Raw genomic sequence first — 22591 nt, 5'->3', positions numbered from 1 at the left:
AGAAGTTATAGGATATTGTCCGAGAATTCTATCATTTGAATGATCAATAATTCTAACCAAAAAGTAGTGGTTATCCAGATTCGCTTCAAACCTTCTTAATAAGTATATTCCATTGACGAAATTATTTGTGATAAAATGATGTTTAAGTCTAAAACAAATTTATGAGATTTCACACTAGAAAATGGATCAAACCAGAAGACCTTAATGCCAATAATTCTTTGTTTGGAGGACGCTTGTTAGCTTGGATAGACGAAGAGGCCGCACTCTACGCAATTATTCAATTGGAAAACAAGCACGTAGTAACCAAGTACATGTCCGCCATCAATTTCATGGCTTCGGCTCGAGTTAATGACATTATTGAAATTGGGATAGAACCTATAAAATTTGGCAGGACTTCTATCACCTTAAAGTGTGAGGTGAGAAATAAGATGACTAGAGAAACTATCATTACCATTGATGAAATCATTATGGTAAACTTAGGAGAGGATGGTTTACCTAAAGCTCACCAAAAACACAAGGTCGAATATGTAAAGGATAGATTAAAAGGTAACTAAAAGTGGTCTTTACAAACCTAAATAGACCACTTCTAGGCATAGCCTCTAATGATCAAAATAATGTCTTTGGCTTAATCGATAGACATATGATTTCCTCCAAACCTTAATCATTGATCAACTAAATTTCAGTGAAAAAAATAAAGTAAAACAAAAACAATAATTTATTTTGACATTTTTATAAAATGATCTTCTCTTGGACAAGCTGTATGTTTTCAACCTAATAAAATAGATTCTTTAAAATAAATAAGCCAACTTTATATGACCAACGAAGTTTTTTCTATCATCCCCAGGTTGCAACCTATACAGTTCTGCATCAGGGTCCCTTTCCAACACCCAATAGTAATTTAATGTTTTGACATATTGAAAGCGTGTAGCTACTAGCAGCTTTCCAAACTGTCTATCAAAAACAAAAGAAGGAACAATATCGACCCAATATCTGTCCCACCCATTAATACTTTCAAAGTGAAGATAAAAAGAGTCATTATTGTTAGCAATTCTTTCAAACTGAAAACCCATCCGGTTTAGTTTATTTATCCAACTAACTTCAATGAAAAGTGAGTTACTCCCCGGCCCATTTCCATATCCCAAAACCTGACCTTGATTCGTGTAACCATGTCTTACATAAGGGTGGGTATACCAGGTCATACTTTCCTTGATAGCTTTCCTAGTAGTCTGTCCTGTTTGGGTCATTTCAAGATGAACTTGAATAAATTGATCCTCAAACTTTAGTGGTATATACTTCAAAAAACCTAACGTAAATGCTCGGTACAAATCCGGGTTGACAAAAAATTCCCTTAAAGGTTTATTATTTCCATTACTTCCATATTCTCCATAAAATTCGAACTTTCCTTTTGAAGAAAACCATCTAAAAAAACCTGCACTTTGCTGTTGTCTTTTTGCTACAACAGGATCATCTATCTCTCTAAATCGCTTACGTCCATTAAAAATAGGAAGATAATCACCAAAATTACCCATATCATTGTGGTACATTTGAGATGTACTACTATAGCCCACGAAAAATCCAGGTATCCACTTGGGTTGGTAAGAAAGCATAATCCCAGATAAATACCTCCAATCTTCATCTCTTTTGGGAACGTATAATGGGACTTTTGCATAAACAAGTTCTGGATTTGGTGGGGTAAAACCTGAATTTTTCAATTTCCCGGCAAACAATTGACCTTCAAAACTTCCTATCCCTGTCTCAATAGGCTTTTGAGTATTGGCCGTAAAATGCAAAAAACCTGGAGCATTATTACTCATCATCAACGCATTCCTTTTAGTTCCTCCCCACCAGAGGTATTCATTTGAAATCCCCAAAGAAATACCGTTATCAAAATTGAACCTAAAACTACTGTTTCCAAGACTAACTTTAGAATAAGTTTCTTCTCCAAATCGTTCTGGTTTGTCAATCCTGTTCAAGTATTGGTAATAATCCTTCCAATTTAAGGATTCCGTATTAGGCATTCCTCTAAACTCTCGATTCTCAGCAATAAGTATCTCTGGTTGAAACTGTAGGCTAAACTTTCCATATTCAAAATATCCTCCACCACTAATCAATACCTGTGTCCCCCTATTTGGGATCATCATACCATTATTCTGGCCAAATGGATAAGCTGAGTTATGCTGAGTATTTAAAATGACTGGCAGTGGTTTAACAAAAATACCTTTCTCAAGTTTATCTTGTTTTCCATATATACCTAACCTATTTAACAAAATAAGGTCTTTATCTCTTTCAATATCAAAAGCAACATTTGGGCTGATGGGCCTAACCATAAAGGAGTAATTCTCCGATAACTCTCCAACAAGTTGCTTTCTTCTTAAAAATTCCTCCAATAGAGGTGTAGATAGTGAAATGGATTGAGCTAAAGCGCTCAGACCGAAAAAAAAACTCAAAACAAAGAAGTATAATATTTTTTTCATGAGTAGCAATGTTATTGATATTCCCTTTAAATCTGATGTTTTAAACTTTTATAAACAGAAATATTTTCTTTTCTAGAAAAGGTAAATTGATTTAATATTTCCTTGAAAATTAAATACATCCTTTCCTTTAGGATTGATTGCATCAGGGTTTTCTAGTTGCCATTCATAGTTAAATGATTTAATAAAATTCAGTTGGCTACTCACCAATAATCTATCAAACTTCCAATCTCCAAATAGACCTAATGCCAAATCCACCCAGCGTTGTTCTGGAGTCAGGTCATTAAATTTCTTCACATAAATATCCTGGTGCCTATTGAGACGATCTATTCTCAAGCCTATTCTCTTTATTCCATTGAACCATGCACCTTCTATAGTTTGAATGTTACTTGAAGGTCCTATACCAGGGCCGATCATCTGACCGTAGTTGGTAAAACCATGTCTAACAGGCACATGCCCTCCCCAATTACTCCCCCCTCCTGTACCGTCATATCTTGCAAGGATATTGATCGATTCTTGCTGATGAAACATTTCAAAACGTGTTTGTATATGGTCACCATTGGAAATAGGGAAAATTTTCCCAAAGCCTATGAGAAATGCCCTTGCATGCTCAGGGTTAAGCAACACACCTCTCCATTTAGCTTCGTGATCTCTTCTTCCGAACTCAAAGTAAACTTCAGCATTTCCCTCTGGTATCATCCACCTCGCAAAAACCGTAGCTTGTTGATCTCTTCCGTCTGCATCGTGTCCAAACCCTGATTTAGTCTTTTGGAAAGGAGAAAAAATTGGAAAATAATCTTTAAATGTTTCTCCTCTGAAAGATTCATATTGTTGGTAAACCCGTGAAATGCCTAATGATAAACCAGGTATCCACTTAGGCATATAACTTATCAAAATTCCATTCAGGTATCGATCTTCATTCCTATAACCCGACAAGAAAGAAACATTACTCCGAAATTCCGCCCCTTTCAAATACCCTGCAATGATTTGACCTTCAAAAGAACCTAAAAATGTTTTGGCTGGCTTCCTTGTATTAAAAGTTAAATGTTCAAAACCGAAAGCATTGTTTGAAAATAACAAAGCATTGTATTGGCCTGGGCCCCACCAAATATTTTCGGTTGAAAGACCAAGAGAAAATGCTCCATAATTGAGTCTAACACTACTTTGTCCAGGCAAAAATTTACTATAAGCTGATTCCCCAAACATTTCTAAGTATTCCGTACTATAGCTTTTTTCTATCCCTATTTCATACTTTTTATTTTGTGCCCAAAGTACTTCCGGCTGAAGTTGAACACTTAGTGGCCCTGCTTCCAAATAAGCTCCTGTACTAGCAAAAACCTGGAATCCATGATTGGGTATCAACGGACTGACTTGTGGGTAAGGATTATGGCTATTCCATTCGGAATAAAACACAAATGGCAGCAATTGGACTCTTCCCTTTCCTTTTAGAAATCTTTTTTGAAAATCACTTTTTCCAATTGAATCTTCCTCTAACAAATTTAGAATTTGGTATGTATCATTATACTTTGAGATAAGTCTTGGATATAAGGGTCTAATAGCAAAAGAAATGTCAGAATCCAATTCTCCCATTAATTGACATCTTCTTAAATAATCATCCAATATTGGAAATCCTATTGGAAGGCTTTGGGCAATTGTATTTTGAACAATAACTAAGCAAATTATTGTAAAGAAATATTTTTTCATATTTAAAATCATTTGACTTATGGAAAAGTCCAATGTGCTAATTTTACTCTTATTCATGTAAGACAGAAATTGTGATTCCATTCAGTGACCAGCTCTCATCACACAAAGGATTATCGGAATTTTCCTGCACCAAAATATCTCCCATAGTAATTTCAATATAATCACTTTTATGTGGAACTACTTTAGTAATCACATATCTTGAAGTATATCCTAACTCATCCTGCATATGGCATCTTCCAAGAAAATCAGAGCTTAGTGATCCCGTTTTTGGGTTGAGATTACTTGGGTAATTTTCTGGATAGGACTGAAAAAGGCAATACCTTGGATTACAGGGGGAGGTCGAAAATGTAGTATTGATAATAGCCTCATTATCCACATTTAGATACCAAATATCTGGTCCACTAGGTAATGATAAATTCCCATCCCATGAATCGTGTAAAAAAATATCCAATGTTATTCTAACCGCTTTATGATCTGGTAATTCTTGAAAATTCCACTTCAATTCTCCATTATTATAAAATCCTAAAACCTTATTACCATCAAAGGTATTCAACATGGCGTTTTCTATACCTTCAATATCCTCATCTGAAAAATCGTTGGAATAAATAACTATTTCATCTGTAAGTTCTTGATGACAATTCTGCAAAAGACAACATAGCAATATCAATAAGATATTTAGCCTGTTTCTATAACTAATCTCGAAATCCAATCTTTTATAAGGTTAATATGTCAATACTTAACGTTTCAATATTTTAAAAGAGTCTACTCTCCGGTTCGAATTTACCTTAATAACATATAAGCCCGAATTTAAACTTTCCAAACTAACTAACAGCTTTTCCTCTTTTATCTCCTCAAATCTAATAATTTCAGCACCGTTAAAATCCAAGACTTGTATAAGGTTAATGTCTTTGTGGGCACCATCTACCAATTCCAGATATACAACATCGTTTGTTGGATTTGGATATACTTTTTTAATAAAAGAAGATGCATCTTCTTTTATTTCTGGAAGGTCCGTAATTAAGTCATCACCCGCTAAGGGAAACGCATCTAGGGAAATATTGTTAAACCTTGCATTTCCCGACTCACTAGTAGTATTTCCATGAAAATCTATTCTTATTTGGAACTCAGGGTTGTCAGTAATTCCTTCAATATTTTTGAAATCAACTGAAATCAATTTGTATTCAGTCTCTAAATCAAATTGACTTTCAGCTAACCCATAAGAAGTCCAGTTCTCATTAATTGATAGCCTATAGGAAATCTCTATCGAAAAAGGGCCGCTATTAGTTCTTGATACAGCTGCAGACAATATTGGTTCTTCATGATAATCCATTGGCGCGTTTAAAATTATATGAGCTTTTCTATCCTCTACTTGCAATGGATTTCTTACCCTCAAACCTCTCATATCACTGTATTCAATCCCACTTTCTTTTAATACCTCTTCCAGAAAGTTAATTGGAGTCGGGTCATTGACCCTATCCATAATACCTCTACTATCCACACCTGGGTAAGGTGCTATTGCTGATAAATAAGAAAGCTGATTATCAGAACTATTTTTGCTATAGATTGTTGAAATCCCTGTCAATGCAACATCGTTTTCAATATCTGTACCAAAAAACCAATAATGAATGGTTTTTCTCTTAATTACAGGATCAACAGAAAAAACAGCTGTAATTTCCGTGTTTTTTACCAAATCAATCACTATTTCTTCTTGGCTAACCTTTTGTCCATTGATAAGCCAATGATCAAACAAATACCCTTCATTTGGTAATGGGGAAAGGTGGATAGGAGTATTCTCAAAATATGTCCCTTGCCAAGGAAACGGTATCAAGCCAACTCCAGGAGTTCCATATTTAATTTCAACTGAATTTAGTTTAATATTACCTGTATTTGGAGCAGCAGTATTTAAAGTTACTTTATATGCATTATCTACATTAAAATAGGACGCCATATGAGATTGAACATTTTCAGCCCTGTTACTTACAAAGTCTTGTACATCATTTACCTTCTCCTCCCACTTTGCCTTTGAACCTGGTTCGATCCACCTCTTCAAATGCTCCTCAATTTCTGGCTCAATATTTTTTTTCATTTCTTCTAACAAAGAGTTTGCTCTTTCCGGAAGAAAAGTGGTGTTTAAATGATCAAGAAACCTATTAATGAATCTTTCTTTGTAAGCTTTATGACCTAACAGCTGCCTAAATAAAAAGTTTGGCCAAATCCATCCTTCTTTACCAAATTCCTGAGTAACCCAATTCAGAGTATTATGGTCTGCATGATTTACATGGGAAAGTCCATGATCTGTGTCATAAAGCATCCACCTAAACCTACCATCTCTACCTTTTGAAGATTCAGGGGAAAATGTTGTTCTTTCTCTCCAAAAATCAATATTGTTATGTGGCCAATCAGTATTGGCCACATAAATTTGAGCAATCATATAATCAATATGATTATTCAAATCTATATACTTTTCGATCTCAGTTATACTATTATCATCTTCCTTATTCAGTTTTCCAACGAGATCAAGTACAAATTTATACTGTTCATTATCACCTTCCTTTACACTATTCTGCCCAGTAAGAATATCAACATTTTCGGGATCAACTCCATAAAGGTTTTTAAGATAATATTTATCCTGCCTTTCTCTAATGTTGTGAATACCCCAATACTCACCATTGATAAAAACAATTGAGGGTTCATATGCTTGATAATCTATATCCATTTGACTAACCAATCGATGCGCAAATGCATCCCTGAAATAGGTTTCACCAAAATCATTTCCGGAAGCTCTCAGTAAGAATCTCTTCGCGTCTTTGTATATTCTTTCTTCAAATAACTGATAATCCAAAGTATTATCTCCATACTCTGACCTTAGATAGACCCTTAGTGCTTTCTGAGGAAAATGTCTGGTAATTCCTCCATGTATTCTTAAACCTACATTTTCGGAAAAGGCAAAATCTCCATCTTTATCAAAAAGACTTAGACTTGCAGGTCTCTCCCACTCATCTCCTCTCTGGAAATAATTACCTGTATATTGTGGTTTAGCCTGTGAACCATCATAAGTATTTCCTGGAACAAAAATCCCTCTATCATCACTAAATAAATTCTGCTCTTCTGTTATTATAGAAATCACAGGTAGAGAATATCTATCTGCTCCATTTGGAAAGACAAAATAAGTAAACGATTGTTCAATAGGCTCAAACCCATCTTTTACAGCCAATGTTCGAATAATTGTAGCTTTAGCAACTTTCCCAACGGGAGTTTGATATCCTCGAGCCCCACCATGATTTGTTGTGGGAATCATGGAATAGTAGTTTTCCTCAGAAGTCCTATTAGTAATGGTAATACTTCCGTCTAATTTTTGACTATTAAGGGTAGGAACTGAACCATCCATTGTATAAAATACCTGAGCCCCTATATCATCTGTTGCAAAATCTACAACAATGTCATTAGCATAAAACCCTGGTAAAACAGAAGGTACTATTTCAGAAGTAAAGCCCGAAATTGTTGTTCCCAGAGAATTACTTATTCCAGGTGTAGGCTTTGAAAAAAGTGTAAGATTGTTACCTCCATCAGAAACCCTTCCAAAAGAATAATCTGTCAGAAGTTCAACCGAAGGAAATTCATCTAAAATATTTTTCTCATTATCAGACAATATCAATGTTTCTCCAGATGAAGAAATACTAAAACCAATGTGAAGTTCTTCTACTTTATCATTCTCTTTTCCTGATGCCCAAACAAAAAGAAAACCTTTGGGTTTGATTTCAATATCTGGAAAAACCCACTTGTGTGGATCCTCTTTTTCATCAGATAATCCGAAACCACCTAGATTTATAGCATTGTCTGATGGATTATATAATTCAATCCAATCACTAAAATCTCCATCCTTGTCAGAGATGGTTTCCCCGTTAGATGACATGATTTCATTAATCACAATCCCTTGAGATTTTGCTGAACCAAAACACAATAAATGGAAAATTGAGACAAAAATAAAGGAAATAAGTCTATAAGAAGCTACTCTTATTTGTTCATTATTTTTCATAAAAGTAAAATTTTAGTATTCATCAAAAAACAAATTAACAATTGAAACACCCGAGATCTTTTTAAGATCAGACACCAATAAAGGCCCCTTTTCTTCAGATTTCAATTTTATGTAATAGGACAATTCAATCATATTGCCCTCTTCTTCTTCACTCCCTTTAAGATTAACTATTTTATCTTTTGAACAATACCTCTTCAGTGTTGATTGAAAAGGATCTTCACCAATCTTATTTTCTAAGTAAACTAGCTGAAGTAAATATTCTCTTTTAGGAGGGGTCGAATAGTTGAGTTTAGTCGTTATAATAATAGCCAACCCAATCAATAATGTACTAGAGATGGTAACAGCGTATAAACCAACCCCAGCAGAAAGCCCAATCCCTAAGGCAAAAAATATAAACATAATATCTTGGCTATCTTTTACGGCAGTCCTAAACCTGATGATAGACATGGCTCCAACTAAACCAAAGGCTCTAGCCAAGTTATTTCCGATTACCATAATAACCAAAGTCGTAATCATAGTAAGCATTATAATCGCATTAGTGAAATTCGAGGAATAACTGACTCCTTTATATGTCACCCTATACAAGAGGGCTATAAAAACCCCACTAACTAAAGAAACTATAATATTGGCAATTGCTTCTCTAACAGTAAGTGAAAACGTAAATATTTGTTGTAAATCCTGCTCCATTATTTATTAAAAATTTTCTAAAGAGTATTCTACACCTGTTGCATATTTTGAAAGTGCTTCATTTTTTAATTTGAACTCCTCTATTATTGATTTTGCCCAACTAGGCATTGTTGAATCGAAATACTTTATTTCTAAAATAAAGTATCCTTTCCAAATCGGGTTTAATCCAAAATCAGAGAATAAATTTCTTAGGACAGGTGATGATTTTTGCCTTATATTTTTATCAAATGTCACTCTTATTCCTGAGTCAAATTTCCCATGATAAGCTTCTCTATTATATACTATCAGGTTTTCGGGTTTGAGATTATATCTTTTAATGTTAAAGAGAAATCTTACTATGTTTTCCCTTGATTCTTTATTAACTTCAGTTAAGTTTTTATCAATCAGACCTTTCAAAATCACATTTTCAACTTCGGAATAGGGAATAAAGGCCCTATTTTTCATTACTCGATCACTTATTTTTCTTTTTATTTCTAGAACAACTTGTGAACCTTTTTCCTGCAAACCATAACCTCTTACCCTAAGTTTTTTACGGTCCTTCAACCCCTCCACTTTTTCAAAAAAGGAAGAGTTTGTATGCGAATCAAAATAGATACTTCTAACTTTATATTCTGGAATACCTAATGGGTCTAAACTTGTGTATAAATCAGGTCTTAAAAACGGAATTAATCTTGCTCGAAGCTGGTCAAGGCATTCAGTTGGGACCAAATATTTTTTCTCATGTCGAAGTTTCATCACTTTGAAATTATCTTATGAAAAGATCTTCTGAAATATTCTAAAACAGTAATTTCTTCTGAAAATATTTCAAGTTCGATGAGCTCACCTATGTAATCTTTAGCACTACCATTAGCTAGGGCTGTTACAAAAAAAACTTGTCGATTATTGATTTGCTGGACTACATTATCTAGTTTGACCACTTTACCTCTTAATTCTGTTCTATCTGATTTTGTGTAAACCACCACTTCTTGACCAGACTTTGTAAAATATTTATCAAAAATCTCTACCGGAGCAATTACCATCAATTCAGAGATGTCATAAACTTTTACATTCAACATATCTGAAAGCTCATTTGTGTTCTTTGATAGCATCCCATTAATTGGGCATGTTATTGTAAAGTTTTCAATTCTATCCTCAATTTTTTTTATTTGATTATTTAAAAGAAGAATTTTAGATTGAATCAATTTCTCCTGTTCAGGTTTTTCCCCCGTTTTTGCCGATTTTAATTCCGCCCCTTTTATTTGTACTTCGTATTCTTTCAGTTTAAGTTGGTTATATGAAATTTCAATATCTTGCTTACTAAGTAATGAATCATTATATAGCACTAAATTTCTTTCAAAAAGCTTACTTTCAGTTTCATAATCTTGTTCAAGCAAATCCATTTGACTTTTCAAAACATCAATATCCTCAAGTTTTTGACCAGTTTTATAAAAAAGCAATTCAGATTTCATAACCTTTAACTGATCATAAAGCTCCAATAGTTTTCTTTGCTCTTCATTTGAATCTATAAATCCTATTGTATCTCCTTCGCTAACATGGTTAGACCATTCTAGATCACTATCGAATTTAAATTCAACCACATCACCTCTAGAGAATTCAGCGACCTTATAAGAACTACTTACTCCTTTCAGATTATCTTGTATTGAAGAAATAAAATTACCATCAATTGATCTAGTCAATTTCCATTCTTTATACGGAACCACCAATCCCTGTGTGGTTATTGTATAATTAACCGAAACGTTGTTTAGTAGAAAAATTAGAATAGCAAAAGTTATGCTGAATATACTCGTAAAAACTACTTTCCTCCTTGTTTTGATGTTCAATATTGTTGGCATTAGATTTTATTAAAAATCAAATATAATGTTTCGGCCTTGTTTAGTAATAAAATTCTTCAAAATAAAATCCAACTCTTTGAATAACAATATCGGTTGGAAAGTTTTATTCAGAGGTAAATGAGAATCGAATGACTATTAATTTAAAAAATAAACCTTGAATCAGAATCTTGCTTTTTCCTAACTAGTCAAACACAGAAAGCTTTGTCAAAATTGGAATTCAGACCATTTATCGTATTGTTAAAACAAGCTATTTCGGTTATTATACAATTTTTTAAGTTCAAGTATTTTAGTATTGTTTTGGCCCTTTTTTACTGTATAATGGAATGATTAACCTTAATAAAAACAAAACTTTTACATAACCTATTTTATTCCCATATGGTGGATATTTGCTGGTTATGAAACATTTGATTCGAACCATACTTTCTTGCTTTTTTTGTTTGATCATTTTAATAACAAGACTAAGTGCTCAAACACCTAAGGAAAATACGCAATTGTTGAGCAAAGCTCAGTCTATCGCCAAAAGAAACCCAGAACAAGCCTTTGTAATGGCTACTGAGATTTTGGAAAAACAGCAAATCAATGGAGCGGATACAATTATCGGAAGAGCCCAATTGATTCGTGGAAAGGTTCTCTTACAGTTTGGTCTCTATCAACCTGCTTCGGAAGCACTTTATGAAGCGGAGCATTTGTTTGAAACAGCTAAACAGACTTTAAACCTAGCACAAGTAAACAATGTCCTGGGAGAAGTTTATTATAAAATCAAAACCCCAGAAGATGCAGTGGCGCGTCATGAAAAGGCGCTCTCTATTTATCAAAACCTAAAGAATAGAGAAGGAGAAGCAGAAACTAAAAGTTTTATTGGAGGGATGTATGAGAAAATGGGCAATTATCCCAAAGCCTTGGCTCATCAAAGGGAAGCGCTTAAGATCTTCGAAGAATTGGGTCTCCAAAGTCAAAAAGCTTTTGTTAGAGAAAACATTGGAAGCATATTCGAAGATTTGGAGCAATACGACTCCGCCTATTTCAATTTCCAAAAAGCCTATATTTTGAATATGGCTGCCGGAGACAGCTTACGCTTAGTCAGTAACCTCAATAATTTAGGTGATGTCTTTAGGAAAACCAGAAAACCAGAAAAAGGGCTAACCTATTCCCAAATGGCTGCTGAAATGAGTGCGCGTTTAGGTTTTTTGGACCAACAAAACAGTGCCATAGTGGATATTTCAAAAGCATATGCCGAAATGCGTGATTATGAAAATGCCTATATTTTTTTGGAACAAAGCCGCCAACTAAGTGAAATGGTTTATTCAGAGGAATCTGCTCGCCAAATCGCCATTCAAGAAGCACAAAATCACCTCTACACCAAAAACCAACAAATCAACCAGTTGGAGCAAATGCGGGAATTTGATGCCATGGTAAAATGGCTTTTAGTCTTTTTGGTCGCATTGATGTGTGTACTGGGCTGGGTGATTTTTAACCGACAAAAGCTAAAAATAAAAAGCAATAAAGAAATGCTGAAACAGCAAGAGGAAATCCTTCAGGTAAAGGAACAATTGATTGCTACCGAAAAAGAAAATAGACAATTATTAGAATTAAAAATGGAAACCGAAGAACAGGCCCATTCCAAATCGCTTACTGCCCAAACCCTACATTTGATTGATAAAAACCAAATGCTAGAAGGCATACAAGTCAAGTTAAAGAGCATATTAGAAGAAAACCCCAAAGATCAAAAAAAGAAAATCAGAAACTTGATTAAAGAGATAGATTTTAACTTTTCACACGACACGGATTGGGATGATTTTAAACTAAATTTTGAAAAAGTCCACCAAGATTTCTTTAAAAATATCCAACAAAAGACTGGTGGATTGACACCCGCTGAAATGAAACTTGCCAGCCTTATGCGGCTCAACTTAAGCTCAAAAGAGATCGCCTCCTCTTTGGGAATCTCCATGGATAGTCTAAGAATTTCTCGCTACCGACTTAGAAAAAAATTAAACATAGAAAAAGGTGACAGCTTACAGCAATTTATTCTTTGTATATAGTTCACAATTAATTAATCCATTCGTAACATTTCACAAATAACTATATATCAGCTATTTAATACATTTATTTTAAATTCTGTTTAGGTTTTGTTAACAGTCATTTTTCCAGTTGTTGCCTAATTGATTACAGTAATTCCTAGCCCTAAAAATTAGTCTGCGCTAAAATTGTAGCATCAAATTCTTTTAAATCTTATGTCAAAAGGTAAACTAATTAATGGGCTTTGGACACTAGGCATTCTTGCAGGAGCATGTGGTAGCCCAAGTCAACAAAACGAAAATGTCACTGCAAAAAGCTTGGACAAAGTCAAACCAACTTATGTAACAGATCAGGTAAACCATGATACAGATGATCCTGCCATCTGGATTAACCCAACTGACCCAAGCCAAAGCTTGATCATTGGAACAGACAAAGACGCCGATGGGGCATTGTATGTTTTTAATCTAAAAGGCAAAGCGATTGATTCTTTAACCGTTCGGAATATCCAGCGACCTAACAACGTGGATATCGGATATGGTCTACAATTAGGTGACAAAACAGTGGACTTTGCTGTAACGGGTGAGCGCATGACCTCCAAGCTTCGCTTTTATAGCCTTCCTGACATGAAGGAAATTCATCCTGAGGGCATAGAAGTGTACCTTGGCGAAGAGGGACCAGAATACCGTGACTTAATGGGAGTCGCCGTATACCACAACCCTGAGAATAAGAAGCATTATGTAATTGCAGGACGAAAAAACGGACCTCAGGACGGTACTTACTTGTGGCAATATGAAATCAAAAGCGAGGATGGTAATCTTAGTCTTGATTTAGTCCGCAAGTTCGGTGAATTCAGTGGAAATAAAGAAATAGAGGCTATCGCTGTAGATAATGAATTGGGATATATCTATTACTCTGATGAAGGGGTTGGCGTTCGTAAGTATTATGCAAATCCCGAGAAAGGCAATGAACAATTAGCTTTGTTTGCCACAGAAGGGTTCACCAAAGATCACGAAGGAATCAGCTTTTACAAACTAGATGATCAAACAGGTTATATCTTGGTTTCCGACCAAGAAGCTAACTTATTCCATGTTTTTCCTAGAGAAGGATCTTCATTAAACCCTCATGAACATTCATTAATTACTAAAATCCCAACCAGTACTGTTTCCAGTGACGGCTCAGAGACCAGCAGCACAGCTTTAGGCCCTGATTTCCCACATGGATTATTTGTTGCCATGTCCGATGACAAGACTTTCCAAATCTATAAATGGGAAGATATGGCCAGAGACACCCTAAAATCAAAAAATTAATCTTTCAAGCTCACAATTATGAAAAATCAATTACTGAGAACCATTACTTTGCTGGCCTTTTTATGCCTAAGTCATCAGGTATTGCTGGCACAAGGAGTATTGCGTGGTAGGGTCATCGATGCCCAAAACCTATCCATGCCTGGCGCCAATGTAATCTTACAGGGGACTTCTTTAGGGACTATCACCAATCAATCAGGGGATTATGCCATTGTGGATCTACCTGAGGGTAACTATGAAGTTTCAGTTTCTTATTTGGGATATGGCTCAGTAGTCCATACCGCTAAAATTGAAGAAGGAAAAACAACTACCATAAACTTCAAATTGGATCAGAAGATCATAGAAAATATGGAGTTTGTGGTCATGGGTGACCGCCTTAAAGGCCAAGCCAAAGCATTGAACCAACAGAAAAACAATTCAAACATTACCAATATTGTTTCCTCTGACCAGATAGGAAGGTTCCCAGATGCCAATATCGGGGATGCATTGAAGAGGATTCCAGGCATAACGATGCAAAATGACCAAGGAGAGGCTCGTGACATTATCATCCGAGGGATGTCTCCTCAATTGAATTCTGTAACGATCAATGGAGAAAGAATCCCTTCGGCAGAAGGAGACAATAGAAGGGTACAGATGGATTTGATTCCTTCTGATATGATACAGACCATTGAAGTAAACAAGGCTGTTTTGCCAAGTATGGATGCTGATGCGATTGGCGGTTCAGTAAATTTAGTGACTAGAAAGGCTCCTAATGGCCTTAGGGTTTCTGGTACAGCAGGAACAGGAATTAACCTTTTGTCAGACAAGCCAATTTGGACGGGTGCGATGATTCTCGGTGACCGTTTTATAGACGGGAAACTTGGAGCGATTGTATCTGCATCTTACAACAACCATAATTTTGGGTCTGAGAATATTGAAACAGCTTGGTATAATTCGGATAATGGAGTGGCATTGGAGGAATTCGAAATGCGAAAGTATATGGTACAGAGAGTACGCCGATCTGTATCATTGGCTTTGGATTATGAAATCAACCCGAACCACACCCTTCTTTTCTCCAGTATGTACAACCATAGAGATGACTGGGAAAATCGTTTTGCGATGAAAGTGGATAATCTTGATGATGTGTTCGATGATGGTGATTTTGAAGAAGTTTCAGAAGGAGTCTTTACCTCATCCAGTGCAAGAGTGGAATATGAGACCAAAGGTGGCTTGGATTCTGACAGAAACAAGGCAAGAAGACTAGAAGATCAAAGGGTTCAGAACTTTACTTTTGGAGGTGACCACCTCTTTAATAGATTAAAAATGGATTGGTCTGCAACTTACGCAAAGGCATCTGAAGAAAGACCTCACGAAAGGTACATTGCTTACCGAGAGGAAGATCAAAATGTAAACATTGACATCCGTAATCCTAGAAAGCCATTTGCTTCCTTGGCCAACTTATCGGACAATTTGGCATTTGGTCTCGATAATTTATCTGAAGAATACCAGTATACTTTTGACGAGGACCTCAATGCAAAATTGGATTTTAAATTGCCCTATAGTGATAAAGGTATTTTACAGTTTGGCGGTAGATACAGAGGCAAATACAAGAGCCGAATCAACAACTATTATGAATATTCGCCAGTAGATGAAGATAGCTTCGGTGCTACCCTTGGAGATGTTCCTCATACAGATCAATCAGATCCAAACTTCCTACCTGGCAGTCAGTATCAAATCGGAACGTTTGTGGACCCACAATTCTTAGGAACTCTAAACTTAGATGATGCAAGTCAATTTGAAGGGGAGTTAGTCTATGAGGAGTTTTTACCTAGCAACTATTCTGCAAATGAAACCGTAACTGCTGCATATGTTATGGCTGACCACCAATTGACGGATAAGCTTTCCACCATTGTTGGTTTAAGGTGGGAACACACCCAGATTTCCTATACAGGTAATCTTTATGATGTAGACAATGAAACCTTCAGTCAAGCTACTCAAGATGATAGCTACTCTAATTTTATGCCTGGCGTTCATTTGAAATATGATGCAGACCAAAACAGTGTCTTAAGGTTTGCTTGGACCAATACCATTGCCCGACCAAATTATTATGATTTGGTCCCCTATGCGGAATATGTAGCAGAAGATGACGAACTATCCAGAGGTAACCCAGATTTGTTACCGACCGTTGCCATGAATTTTGATGTGATGGCTGAAAGGTATTTTGACAATGTTGGCTTGATTTCCTTGGGTGGTTTTTACAAAGATATTGATCAGTTCGTTTACGAGAAAACAGACCTTAACTACAATGATCCTGTATTTGGAGATGGCCTAGAATACACTAGACCTGAAAATGGCGGTACAGCTTCTGTGTATGGTCTGGAAGCATCCATTCAGAAACAAGTATGGAAAGGGTTAGGCATTTACCTGAATTATACATTTACTCAATCTGAGACCACTGGTATTGAAGGTAGAGAAGAAGACAACCTTGAACTGCCAGGTACAGCTAAGCACATGTTCAATGCTTCTCTTTCCTACGAAACCAATAAATTGGTTTTGAGAGCTTCTTTGAATTATGCCGGAGATTATTTGGATGAACTGGGTGGTGAAGCATTTGAGGACAGGTATTACGATGAGCAAATGTTCTTGGACGTCAATGCATCTTACGCCTTTACACCTAAATGGAGACTGTTCTTTGAAGGTAATAACTTGACCAATCAACCATTGAGATATTATCAAGGCATCCGTTCCAGAACCATGCAAGAAGAATATTACAATGCAAGACTTAATTTCGGGGTGAAATTTGATTTGTTCGAATAGAAAAACCTGAAAACATTAAAAAAGGCGATTTAAATTAAATCGCCTTTTTAGTTTAAAACAGTATGAATAAATAATTTATCTGATTATCCGCTATAATGTCAGTAACCAGAAATTCTTTACTCAAATAGTAGGAAGCCTGGCTAACTACCAGGTAGAACTGGAGTCTGAAGACCGAAGCGGTCAATACTTTAATAAAAAGCGTAGTTGCTATTCGCTTTTAACCTTTACTGGTGAAATTGCGGATTTAAATAATAATTTATCGTCGATTCATACTGATCACCCCCTCTATAATATACCTTATGCTTACAAGTTCATCATAAGATTAATAGAGATCAGTGGATACTTTAAGCACCATCTCATCTGCTGTCAATTTGACAATAGTGGCAGTTTCAGGAGATTCACCCGGCTTGGTTATGATAAACTTATCTCCTTCCACCTCCCATGAACCTGATTTCATGAAATAATCAACAGGAACTGGAAAATCAAACTCTTGATCCATATATGAACCCTTTAAGGCAACCGTATAACTTCCTTCGCCTACAAGCGTGTTGGGTGACTCATTGACAGTCAAAATGTAGTCAATGTCAGAAGCAATCCCTTCCGAAAAAGTGGATGGAAAATTTATCCCATCATAGGATACAGTAGAGGTTCCACTATAAGTCATTGCCACCATTTCCCATTCTCCCACCACCGAATGATTGATCATTGGTAACTCTGTATCGGAGCAGGAAAACATTAAAGAAGCAAGCATTAAAATAAAGGTAAAACGTAGTAATTTCATGTTTTAAAAATTAAGGTTAAATAATAAATTTAAATGTAATACATATTATTATATTTAAAAATGATTATTAAATGTTTAAAAAACATTTATATAAAAATTTAAGTTAAGCACCCAATCAGCCGCATAAGTAAATATCACCAAATTCCTATAATCGTTTTGGCATAGAAAGTTTCCCAAACCATAAACTATTTCAAACAAGAGTTGGGTTTAAAACTCCTTTAATGTGTAAGTTTGTATATCCCATTTTTCATAGCTATTAGTAATTTTAATGACTTTCTAATCTCTTATAAATGCTGTTTGCACTAAAATTGCTATTTCAAACTACCATAACCTTAATGAATGACATGAAATTATTAATAGTGAGTTTGCATAGTAAAAGGAATTACTTTGCTAAATCTTTGAAAGCTTAAATACACCTCTCCACTTTATTGGTGGCGAAGACAACCCAAAAACTTACCCAAAACATCTTTAGTTCGTAGCTTGTTTTACGTAAAATAACTAAGCTATATTCTTATTTTAGTTTACAACATGACCAAACTTACCCCTATACAGCGGCTTTGGCGGCTGTTAAAGCTATATAAACCAGAAATTCGGCAAATCTATACCTATGCATTGGTGATAGGGATAGTAAATTTGTCTTTGCCCTTGGGAATACAAGCTATCATCAACTATCTCCAAACTGGAGAACTTTCAATTTCCTGGATCCTGTTGGTCACAATAGTTTTGGTTGGTATCACTGCCGCAGGACTATTGCAAGTTTTACAATTGAGAATCGTTGAAAATATCCAACAGGATATTTTTGCTCGTTCAGCATTTGAATTTGCTTTCAGGTTGCCTCAAATCAAGCCTAGAGAGTTGGATAGCCAACATGCTCCAGAATTGGCCAATCGTTTTTTTGATACCATGACCATCCAAAAAGGACTGCCAAAATTACTGATTGACCTGTCAGTCTCTTCTTTTCAGATCATATTTGGAATCATTTTATTGTCAGTATACAGTATTTACTTTATTGCACTGGGACTGTTCCTGGGCTTTGCTCTTTTTCTCCTAGTCAAAATCACAGGAAGAATCGGTTTGGAAACCAGTATCAAGGAAAGTAAATACAAGTATAACTTGGCTCATTGGCTGGAGGAAATTGGTAGGGTCAGGAGGACTTTTCACCTCAGCCAAAACCAGTCCTTTCACCTCAACAAAAGCGACGACATAACAGTGGATTATATTACCTCAAGGGAATCTCACTTTAGGGTGCTTTTGGATCAATTCAAATCTTTTATTGGTTTTAAAGTGTTTATTGCCGCTGGAATTTTAGTAGTCGGTGGTTTATTGGTTTTCAACCAACAGATGAATATCGGACAGTTTGTGGCTGCTGAAATTGTGATTATTCTAATCATCAACTCAGTGGAAAAATTGGTCAGTGTTTGGGATAATGTTTACGATGTATTGACTGCCTTCGAAAAAATTGGCTTTGTGACTGACATGGAGCTCCAAGATTCTGCTGGAAAGTCAAAAATAAATAAAAATGGCCCATGCTCCATCAAGTTAAAAAATGCCACTTTTCATTATTCAACCGATAATGAACCAATTATTGACAATTTCAATTCAGAAATCCCCATTCAATCCCGTGTTGTTTTAACTGGGAAAACGGGTTCAGGTAAATCGACATTGCTTCAGATTCTTGCGGGAATCATAAACCTGGATAAGGGGGAAATATCAATTAATGACATTCCATACGATCATTTGGATAGAAAAAGTTTACACCAGAATTTAGGAGTGGTCCTAGCATCAAATCAGATTTTCGAAGGAACGCTTAGGGAAAATATACTTGTGGGTCGCCAAATTTCTGACGAAAAGTTGATGGGTTTAATGACCAAGCTCGAAATGAATGATTTCTTAAAAAGCAATTCCAAGGGATTAGACCTGATTTTGGACAGTGGTGGACGCCGTACGCCACGGTGCATCATTCAAAAGATCCATTTGGCAAGGGCCATTTGTCATAATCCGGGACTATTGCTGATGGAAGACCCGCTGGTAAATATCCCAAAGGAAGAGAGAAAATCCATTATCAAATTCCTAACCGACAAAGCCCATCAATGGACTTTGGTTGTCATCACAGATGAAGATGATTGGATCGCAAATAGTACCCAAATAATAAAGCTCTAAATACTAATGCTTAATATATCAGAAAATAGTATTTCCAAGCACATCAAACAAAAGGATTTCAAGGCATTTAAGGTGTTAGAGGAATTCAGCTATTTCAAATTCTCAAGGAGAGCTGTTATCCTATTTCTTTTGGGTCTCCTTGTTTTCCTTTTATTGCCTTGGACCCAAAATATCCAGACTAACGGTTACGTTACCACCATATCTCCTGAACAACGTCCACAATCCATTCAAACCGTAATTGCTGGAAGGTTGGAAAAATGGTATGTCAAAGAAGGTGATTTTGTCAATAAAGGTGACACGGTTGTCTTTATGTCTGATGCCAAAAGTGAATATTTTGATCCTGCTTTGATTGAACGGACTCAGGAGCAGTTGGATGCTAAAATGGGTAGTTCCGATTCTTATGAAGCCAAAATCAGCGCCATCCAAAATCAGTATGCAGCACTGCAAGGTGGAATGCAGCTTAAGTTAAGACAACTCGAGAATAAAATTCTTCAAACCACCAACAAGGTACAAATGGACAGTATCGACTTGGTAGCCTATCAAACCAATCTGAAGATTGCTGAAAATCAGCTAGTCAGAACACAAGAACTCCATGAAAAAGGCTTGAAGTCCCTTACTGAGCTTCAGGAGAAAGAGATGAAGGTACAGGAGGCCAACGCCAAAGTGACGGTGGGACGGAATAAATTGCTCAATACCAGAAATGAATTATTGAACCTTGATCTTGAAATGTCCTCAACTGAACAAGACTACAGGGACAAGTTAGCCAAGGCACAATCTGACATTCAGTCTGCCTTGTCAGCAAAGCTTGGCACAGCGGCAGAGGTTTCCAAATTACGGAATCAAATTTCAAATTACAGCCAAAGACAACGCTTATATTATGTCACTGCCCCACAAGCTGGTTATATTACCAAAGCCATTAAGAAAGGTGTTGGTGAAGTCATTAAGGAAGGAACGGACATCGTCTCTATTATGCCTCAAGATTATGATTTGGCAGTGGAAGTATATGTCAAACCTCAAGACCTTCCATTGATTCAACAAGGAGACAGAGTTAGGTTACGCTTTGATGGATGGCCTGCAATTGTCATTAGTGGATGGCCAGAAGCTTCTACCGGGGTATTCACTGGAAAGGTGTTTGCCATGGACAGATTTATCAGCAGTAATGGATATTATCGAATTCTTGTAAGCCCGGATCCTGATGACCGCGAATGGCCTGATAAATTAAGTATGGGCACCGGTGTGCAGACTTTTATGTTGCTGAACAATGTACCTATTTGGTATGAAATATGGAGACAGCTTAACGGCTTTCCTCCTGATTATTACAGCAAAGAAAAAAGAAGCCCAGAGCCATTGAAATTAAAGGCTCCTTTAAAATCGGTTAAATAAATGCAAGAATGAATAATAAGTTAGTAATCCACTATATCTTGGTTTTCCTAATGGTTGTGGTGCCATATTTAAGCAATGCACAATACGCGCTTACGGATACCCTAGATTATGATGTATTCATTCATAAGGTAATCGAGCACCATCCTCTTTCGCAAAAGGCAAAGTTGAATGGTTTAAAAGCAGAGGCTACCATCCGTTCGGCCAGAGGTAACTTTGACCCAGTATTGGAGTCAGATTTCAACCAAAAACTATATAGTGATAAGCTGTACTACCGCAAGTCCTATTCCTCCTTGCGATTTCCGACAGTGGCAGGATTTGACTTGGTGGCAGGATATGAAAAAAACTCAGGAACCTATTTGAATTCTGAAAACCAAACCGGGACTGATGGACTTTGGAATGCTGGGATAGAGCTAAATGTGCTACAGGGACTTCTCATGGATGAAGGACGAACTGCCTTGAGACAGGCCAAAGCCTATGCTGCGATTGCAGAACAGCAAAGAACACTGCAAACCAACGATCTTTATTTTAGTGCCAGTGAAGCCTACCTCTATTGGGCCAATAGTCATGCTGCCTTACAAATCGTTCAGGAGAGCATTGATTTGGCAGAAAACTATTTTGATAATACAAAGACTTCCTTTTTTAATGGTGAAAAAACAGCCATTGATACAGTGGAGGCTTACATCATGTGGCAAGATCGAAAAAACCTACTTCAGTCTGTGCTATCAAGTTATACGAGCACTCAAAAAAACCTAGAAAACTACCTATGGAATGAAGATGGCTGGTATGCTATTGAGCAAAAGGTGCCTACTGATTTAGGTAATATTGTAGAAAACGATAACAGCATAGTATTTTCTCTTGACACCATAGAAGCGCATCCCATTTTGCAAGAAGCCCAGTTTAAGCTTTCTGCATTAGAAGCTGACAGGCGGATGAAACGTGAAAAACTTCTGCCCAAACTAAAGCTAAAATATATGCCTTTGCTGACTCCTGATGGTGGTGAAGGCTTGCCTGGATATAATCAAAATGATTATAAATGGGGCTTTTCATTCAGCTTTCCACTGTTCCTCAGAGGGGAAAGAGGAGATCTTCAACTGGGAAAAGTAAAAGTTCAAGAACAACAACTGGAGTTGGAAAACAAGACCATTTCTTTACAAAACAAAATCCTCAACAGTCAGCAGCAAATTAATTTCCTGGCTAACCAAGAGGCTATACAAATGGAAAATGTAGAGGGCTACAGAAAGTTACTTTGGGCAGAAAATGAAAAATTCAATTTCGGTGAAAGCTCTGTATTTCTTTTGAACAAAAGACAAGAAAAATACTTGGAAGGACAGTTAAAACTCGTTGATCTTATCATGAAAAGACAACTGGAACAACTTAAATACAGGTATTACACCAATACTTTAGATATTCCTAATCAATAG

At 36.2% G+C, this 22591-nt stretch carries 15 protein-coding genes; 7 read left to right on the top strand and 8 right to left on the bottom strand.

What is annotated here, in order from left to right:
• The first annotated feature begins 161 nt into the window (after positions 1-161).
• On the top strand, positions 162-554 hold the full coding sequence (locus IFO69_RS10035; protein WP_192009974.1) for an acyl-CoA thioesterase: 393 nt from the start codon (positions 162-164) through the stop codon (positions 552-554).
• A 234-nt stretch (positions 555-788) separates the two neighbouring features.
• On the opposite strand, the gene IFO69_RS10030 is transcribed toward IFO69_RS10035, so the two are convergent.
• The 7 genes from IFO69_RS10030 to IFO69_RS10000 form a co-directional block, all read right to left on the bottom strand.
• Positions 789-2474 carry a capsule assembly Wzi family protein gene (locus tag IFO69_RS10030; RefSeq protein WP_192009973.1) on the bottom strand — a complete coding sequence of 562 codons (1686 nt, stop codon included), beginning with the start codon at positions 2472-2474 and terminating at the stop codon, positions 789-791.
• A gap of 72 nt (positions 2475-2546) precedes the next feature.
• Positions 2547-4175 (bottom strand): capsule assembly Wzi family protein, encoded by a 1629-nt coding sequence (locus IFO69_RS10025; protein WP_225444087.1) that lies wholly within the window; start codon positions 4173-4175, stop codon positions 2547-2549.
• 49 nt (positions 4176-4224) lie between these two features.
• Positions 4225-4884 (bottom strand): hypothetical protein, encoded by a 660-nt coding sequence (locus IFO69_RS10020; protein ID WP_192009972.1) that lies wholly within the window; start codon positions 4882-4884, stop codon positions 4225-4227.
• Positions 4885-4911: 27 nt separating this feature from the next.
• Positions 4912-8211: a CotH kinase family protein gene (locus IFO69_RS10015; protein WP_192009971.1), complete on the bottom strand. Its 3300-nt coding sequence runs from the start codon at positions 8209-8211 to the stop codon at positions 4912-4914.
• Between the two features lie 12 nt (positions 8212-8223).
• Complete coding sequence (locus tag IFO69_RS10010) at positions 8224-8898, bottom strand: DUF4956 domain-containing protein (protein WP_192009970.1); 675 nt, start codon at positions 8896-8898, stop codon at positions 8224-8226.
• Between the two features lie 6 nt (positions 8899-8904).
• The gene (locus tag IFO69_RS10005) at positions 8905-9633 is read right to left on the bottom strand and encodes a polyphosphate polymerase domain-containing protein (protein ID WP_192009969.1); all 729 of its coding nucleotides are present in this window, start codon (positions 9631-9633) and stop codon (positions 8905-8907) included.
• Positions 9633-10730, bottom strand: coding sequence for an HlyD family secretion protein (locus tag IFO69_RS10000; RefSeq protein ID WP_192009968.1), 1098 nt, complete (start codon positions 10728-10730; stop codon positions 9633-9635). The genes IFO69_RS10005 and IFO69_RS10000 overlap by 1 nt, the downstream gene beginning before the upstream one ends.
• Positions 10731-11224: 494 nt before the next feature.
• Here IFO69_RS10000 and IFO69_RS09995 point away from each other — a divergent pair, with 494 nt between their 5' ends.
• The 3 genes from IFO69_RS09995 to IFO69_RS09985 all read left to right on the top strand — a co-directional run bounded on the left by IFO69_RS09995 (position 11225) and on the right by IFO69_RS09985 (position 16846).
• A complete protein-coding gene (locus IFO69_RS09995) occupies positions 11225-12769 on the top strand; it encodes a tetratricopeptide repeat protein (protein WP_192009967.1) in 1545 nt (514 codons plus the stop codon).
• A gap of 192 nt (positions 12770-12961) precedes the next feature.
• Positions 12962-14053 (top strand): phytase, encoded by a 1092-nt coding sequence (locus tag IFO69_RS09990; RefSeq protein ID WP_192009966.1) that lies wholly within the window; start codon positions 12962-12964, stop codon positions 14051-14053.
• Between the two features lie 18 nt (positions 14054-14071).
• Complete coding sequence (locus tag IFO69_RS09985) at positions 14072-16846, top strand: TonB-dependent receptor (RefSeq protein ID WP_192009965.1); 2775 nt, start codon at positions 14072-14074, stop codon at positions 16844-16846.
• A gap of 322 nt (positions 16847-17168) precedes the next feature.
• On the opposite strand, the gene IFO69_RS09980 is transcribed toward IFO69_RS09985, so the two are convergent.
• On the bottom strand, positions 17169-17627 hold the full coding sequence (locus tag IFO69_RS09980; RefSeq protein WP_192009964.1) for a lipocalin-like domain-containing protein: 459 nt from the start codon (positions 17625-17627) through the stop codon (positions 17169-17171).
• Positions 17628-18155: 528 nt separating this feature from the next.
• Between IFO69_RS09980 and IFO69_RS09975 the strand changes: the two genes are divergently transcribed.
• From IFO69_RS09975 to IFO69_RS09965, 3 genes are read left to right on the top strand one after another with little or no spacing between them, the layout of a single operon-like run.
• Positions 18156-19787: a peptidase domain-containing ABC transporter gene (locus IFO69_RS09975; protein ID WP_192009963.1), complete on the top strand. Its 1632-nt coding sequence runs from the start codon at positions 18156-18158 to the stop codon at positions 19785-19787.
• A 6-nt stretch (positions 19788-19793) separates the two neighbouring features.
• On the top strand, positions 19794-21170 hold the full coding sequence (locus IFO69_RS09970) for an HlyD family secretion protein (RefSeq protein ID WP_192009962.1): 1377 nt from the start codon (positions 19794-19796) through the stop codon (positions 21168-21170).
• A gap of 8 nt (positions 21171-21178) precedes the next feature.
• The gene (locus tag IFO69_RS09965; protein ID WP_192009961.1) at positions 21179-22591 is read left to right on the top strand and encodes a TolC family protein; all 1413 of its coding nucleotides are present in this window, start codon (positions 21179-21181) and stop codon (positions 22589-22591) included.

The sequence above is a fragment of the Echinicola arenosa genome (assembly GCF_014841125.1).
In the GTDB taxonomy this organism is placed as follows: Bacteria; Bacteroidota; Bacteroidia; order Cytophagales; family Cyclobacteriaceae; genus Echinicola; species Echinicola arenosa.
Note: the sequence above shows the minus strand (reverse complement) of the source record. Positions and strands in the feature narration are given on the sequence as shown.

Bases quoted from the DNA above. Each gene is read 5' to 3' on its own strand.
- IFO69_RS10035 (WP_192009974.1), top strand. From the start codon at position 162: ATGAGATTTCACACTAGAAAATGGATCAAACCAGAAGACCTTAATGCC.
- IFO69_RS10030 (WP_192009973.1), bottom strand. From the start codon at position 2,474: ATGAAAAAAATATTATACTTCTTTGTTTTGAGTTTTTTTTTCGGTCTG.
- IFO69_RS10025 (WP_225444087.1), bottom strand. From the start codon at position 4,175: ATGAAAAAATATTTCTTTACAATAATTTGCTTAGTTATTGTTCAAAAT.
- IFO69_RS10015 (WP_192009971.1), bottom strand. From the start codon at position 8,211: ATGAAAAATAATGAACAAATAAGAGTAGCTTCTTATAGACTTATTTCC.
- IFO69_RS10010 (WP_192009970.1), bottom strand. From the start codon at position 8,898: ATGGAGCAGGATTTACAACAAATATTTACGTTTTCACTTACTGTTAGA.
- IFO69_RS10005 (WP_192009969.1), bottom strand. From the start codon at position 9,633: ATGAAACTTCGACATGAGAAAAAATATTTGGTCCCAACTGAATGCCTT.
- IFO69_RS10000 (WP_192009968.1), bottom strand. From the start codon at position 10,730: ATGCCAACAATATTGAACATCAAAACAAGGAGGAAAGTAGTTTTTACG.
- IFO69_RS09990 (WP_192009966.1), top strand. From the start codon at position 12,962: ATGTCAAAAGGTAAACTAATTAATGGGCTTTGGACACTAGGCATTCTT.
- IFO69_RS09985 (WP_192009965.1), top strand. From the start codon at position 14,072: ATGAAAAATCAATTACTGAGAACCATTACTTTGCTGGCCTTTTTATGC.
- IFO69_RS09980 (WP_192009964.1), bottom strand. From the start codon at position 17,627: ATGAAATTACTACGTTTTACCTTTATTTTAATGCTTGCTTCTTTAATG.
- IFO69_RS09975 (WP_192009963.1), top strand. From the start codon at position 18,156: ATGACCAAACTTACCCCTATACAGCGGCTTTGGCGGCTGTTAAAGCTA.
- IFO69_RS09970 (WP_192009962.1), top strand. From the start codon at position 19,794: ATGCTTAATATATCAGAAAATAGTATTTCCAAGCACATCAAACAAAAG.
- IFO69_RS09965 (WP_192009961.1), top strand. From the start codon at position 21,179: ATGAATAATAAGTTAGTAATCCACTATATCTTGGTTTTCCTAATGGTT.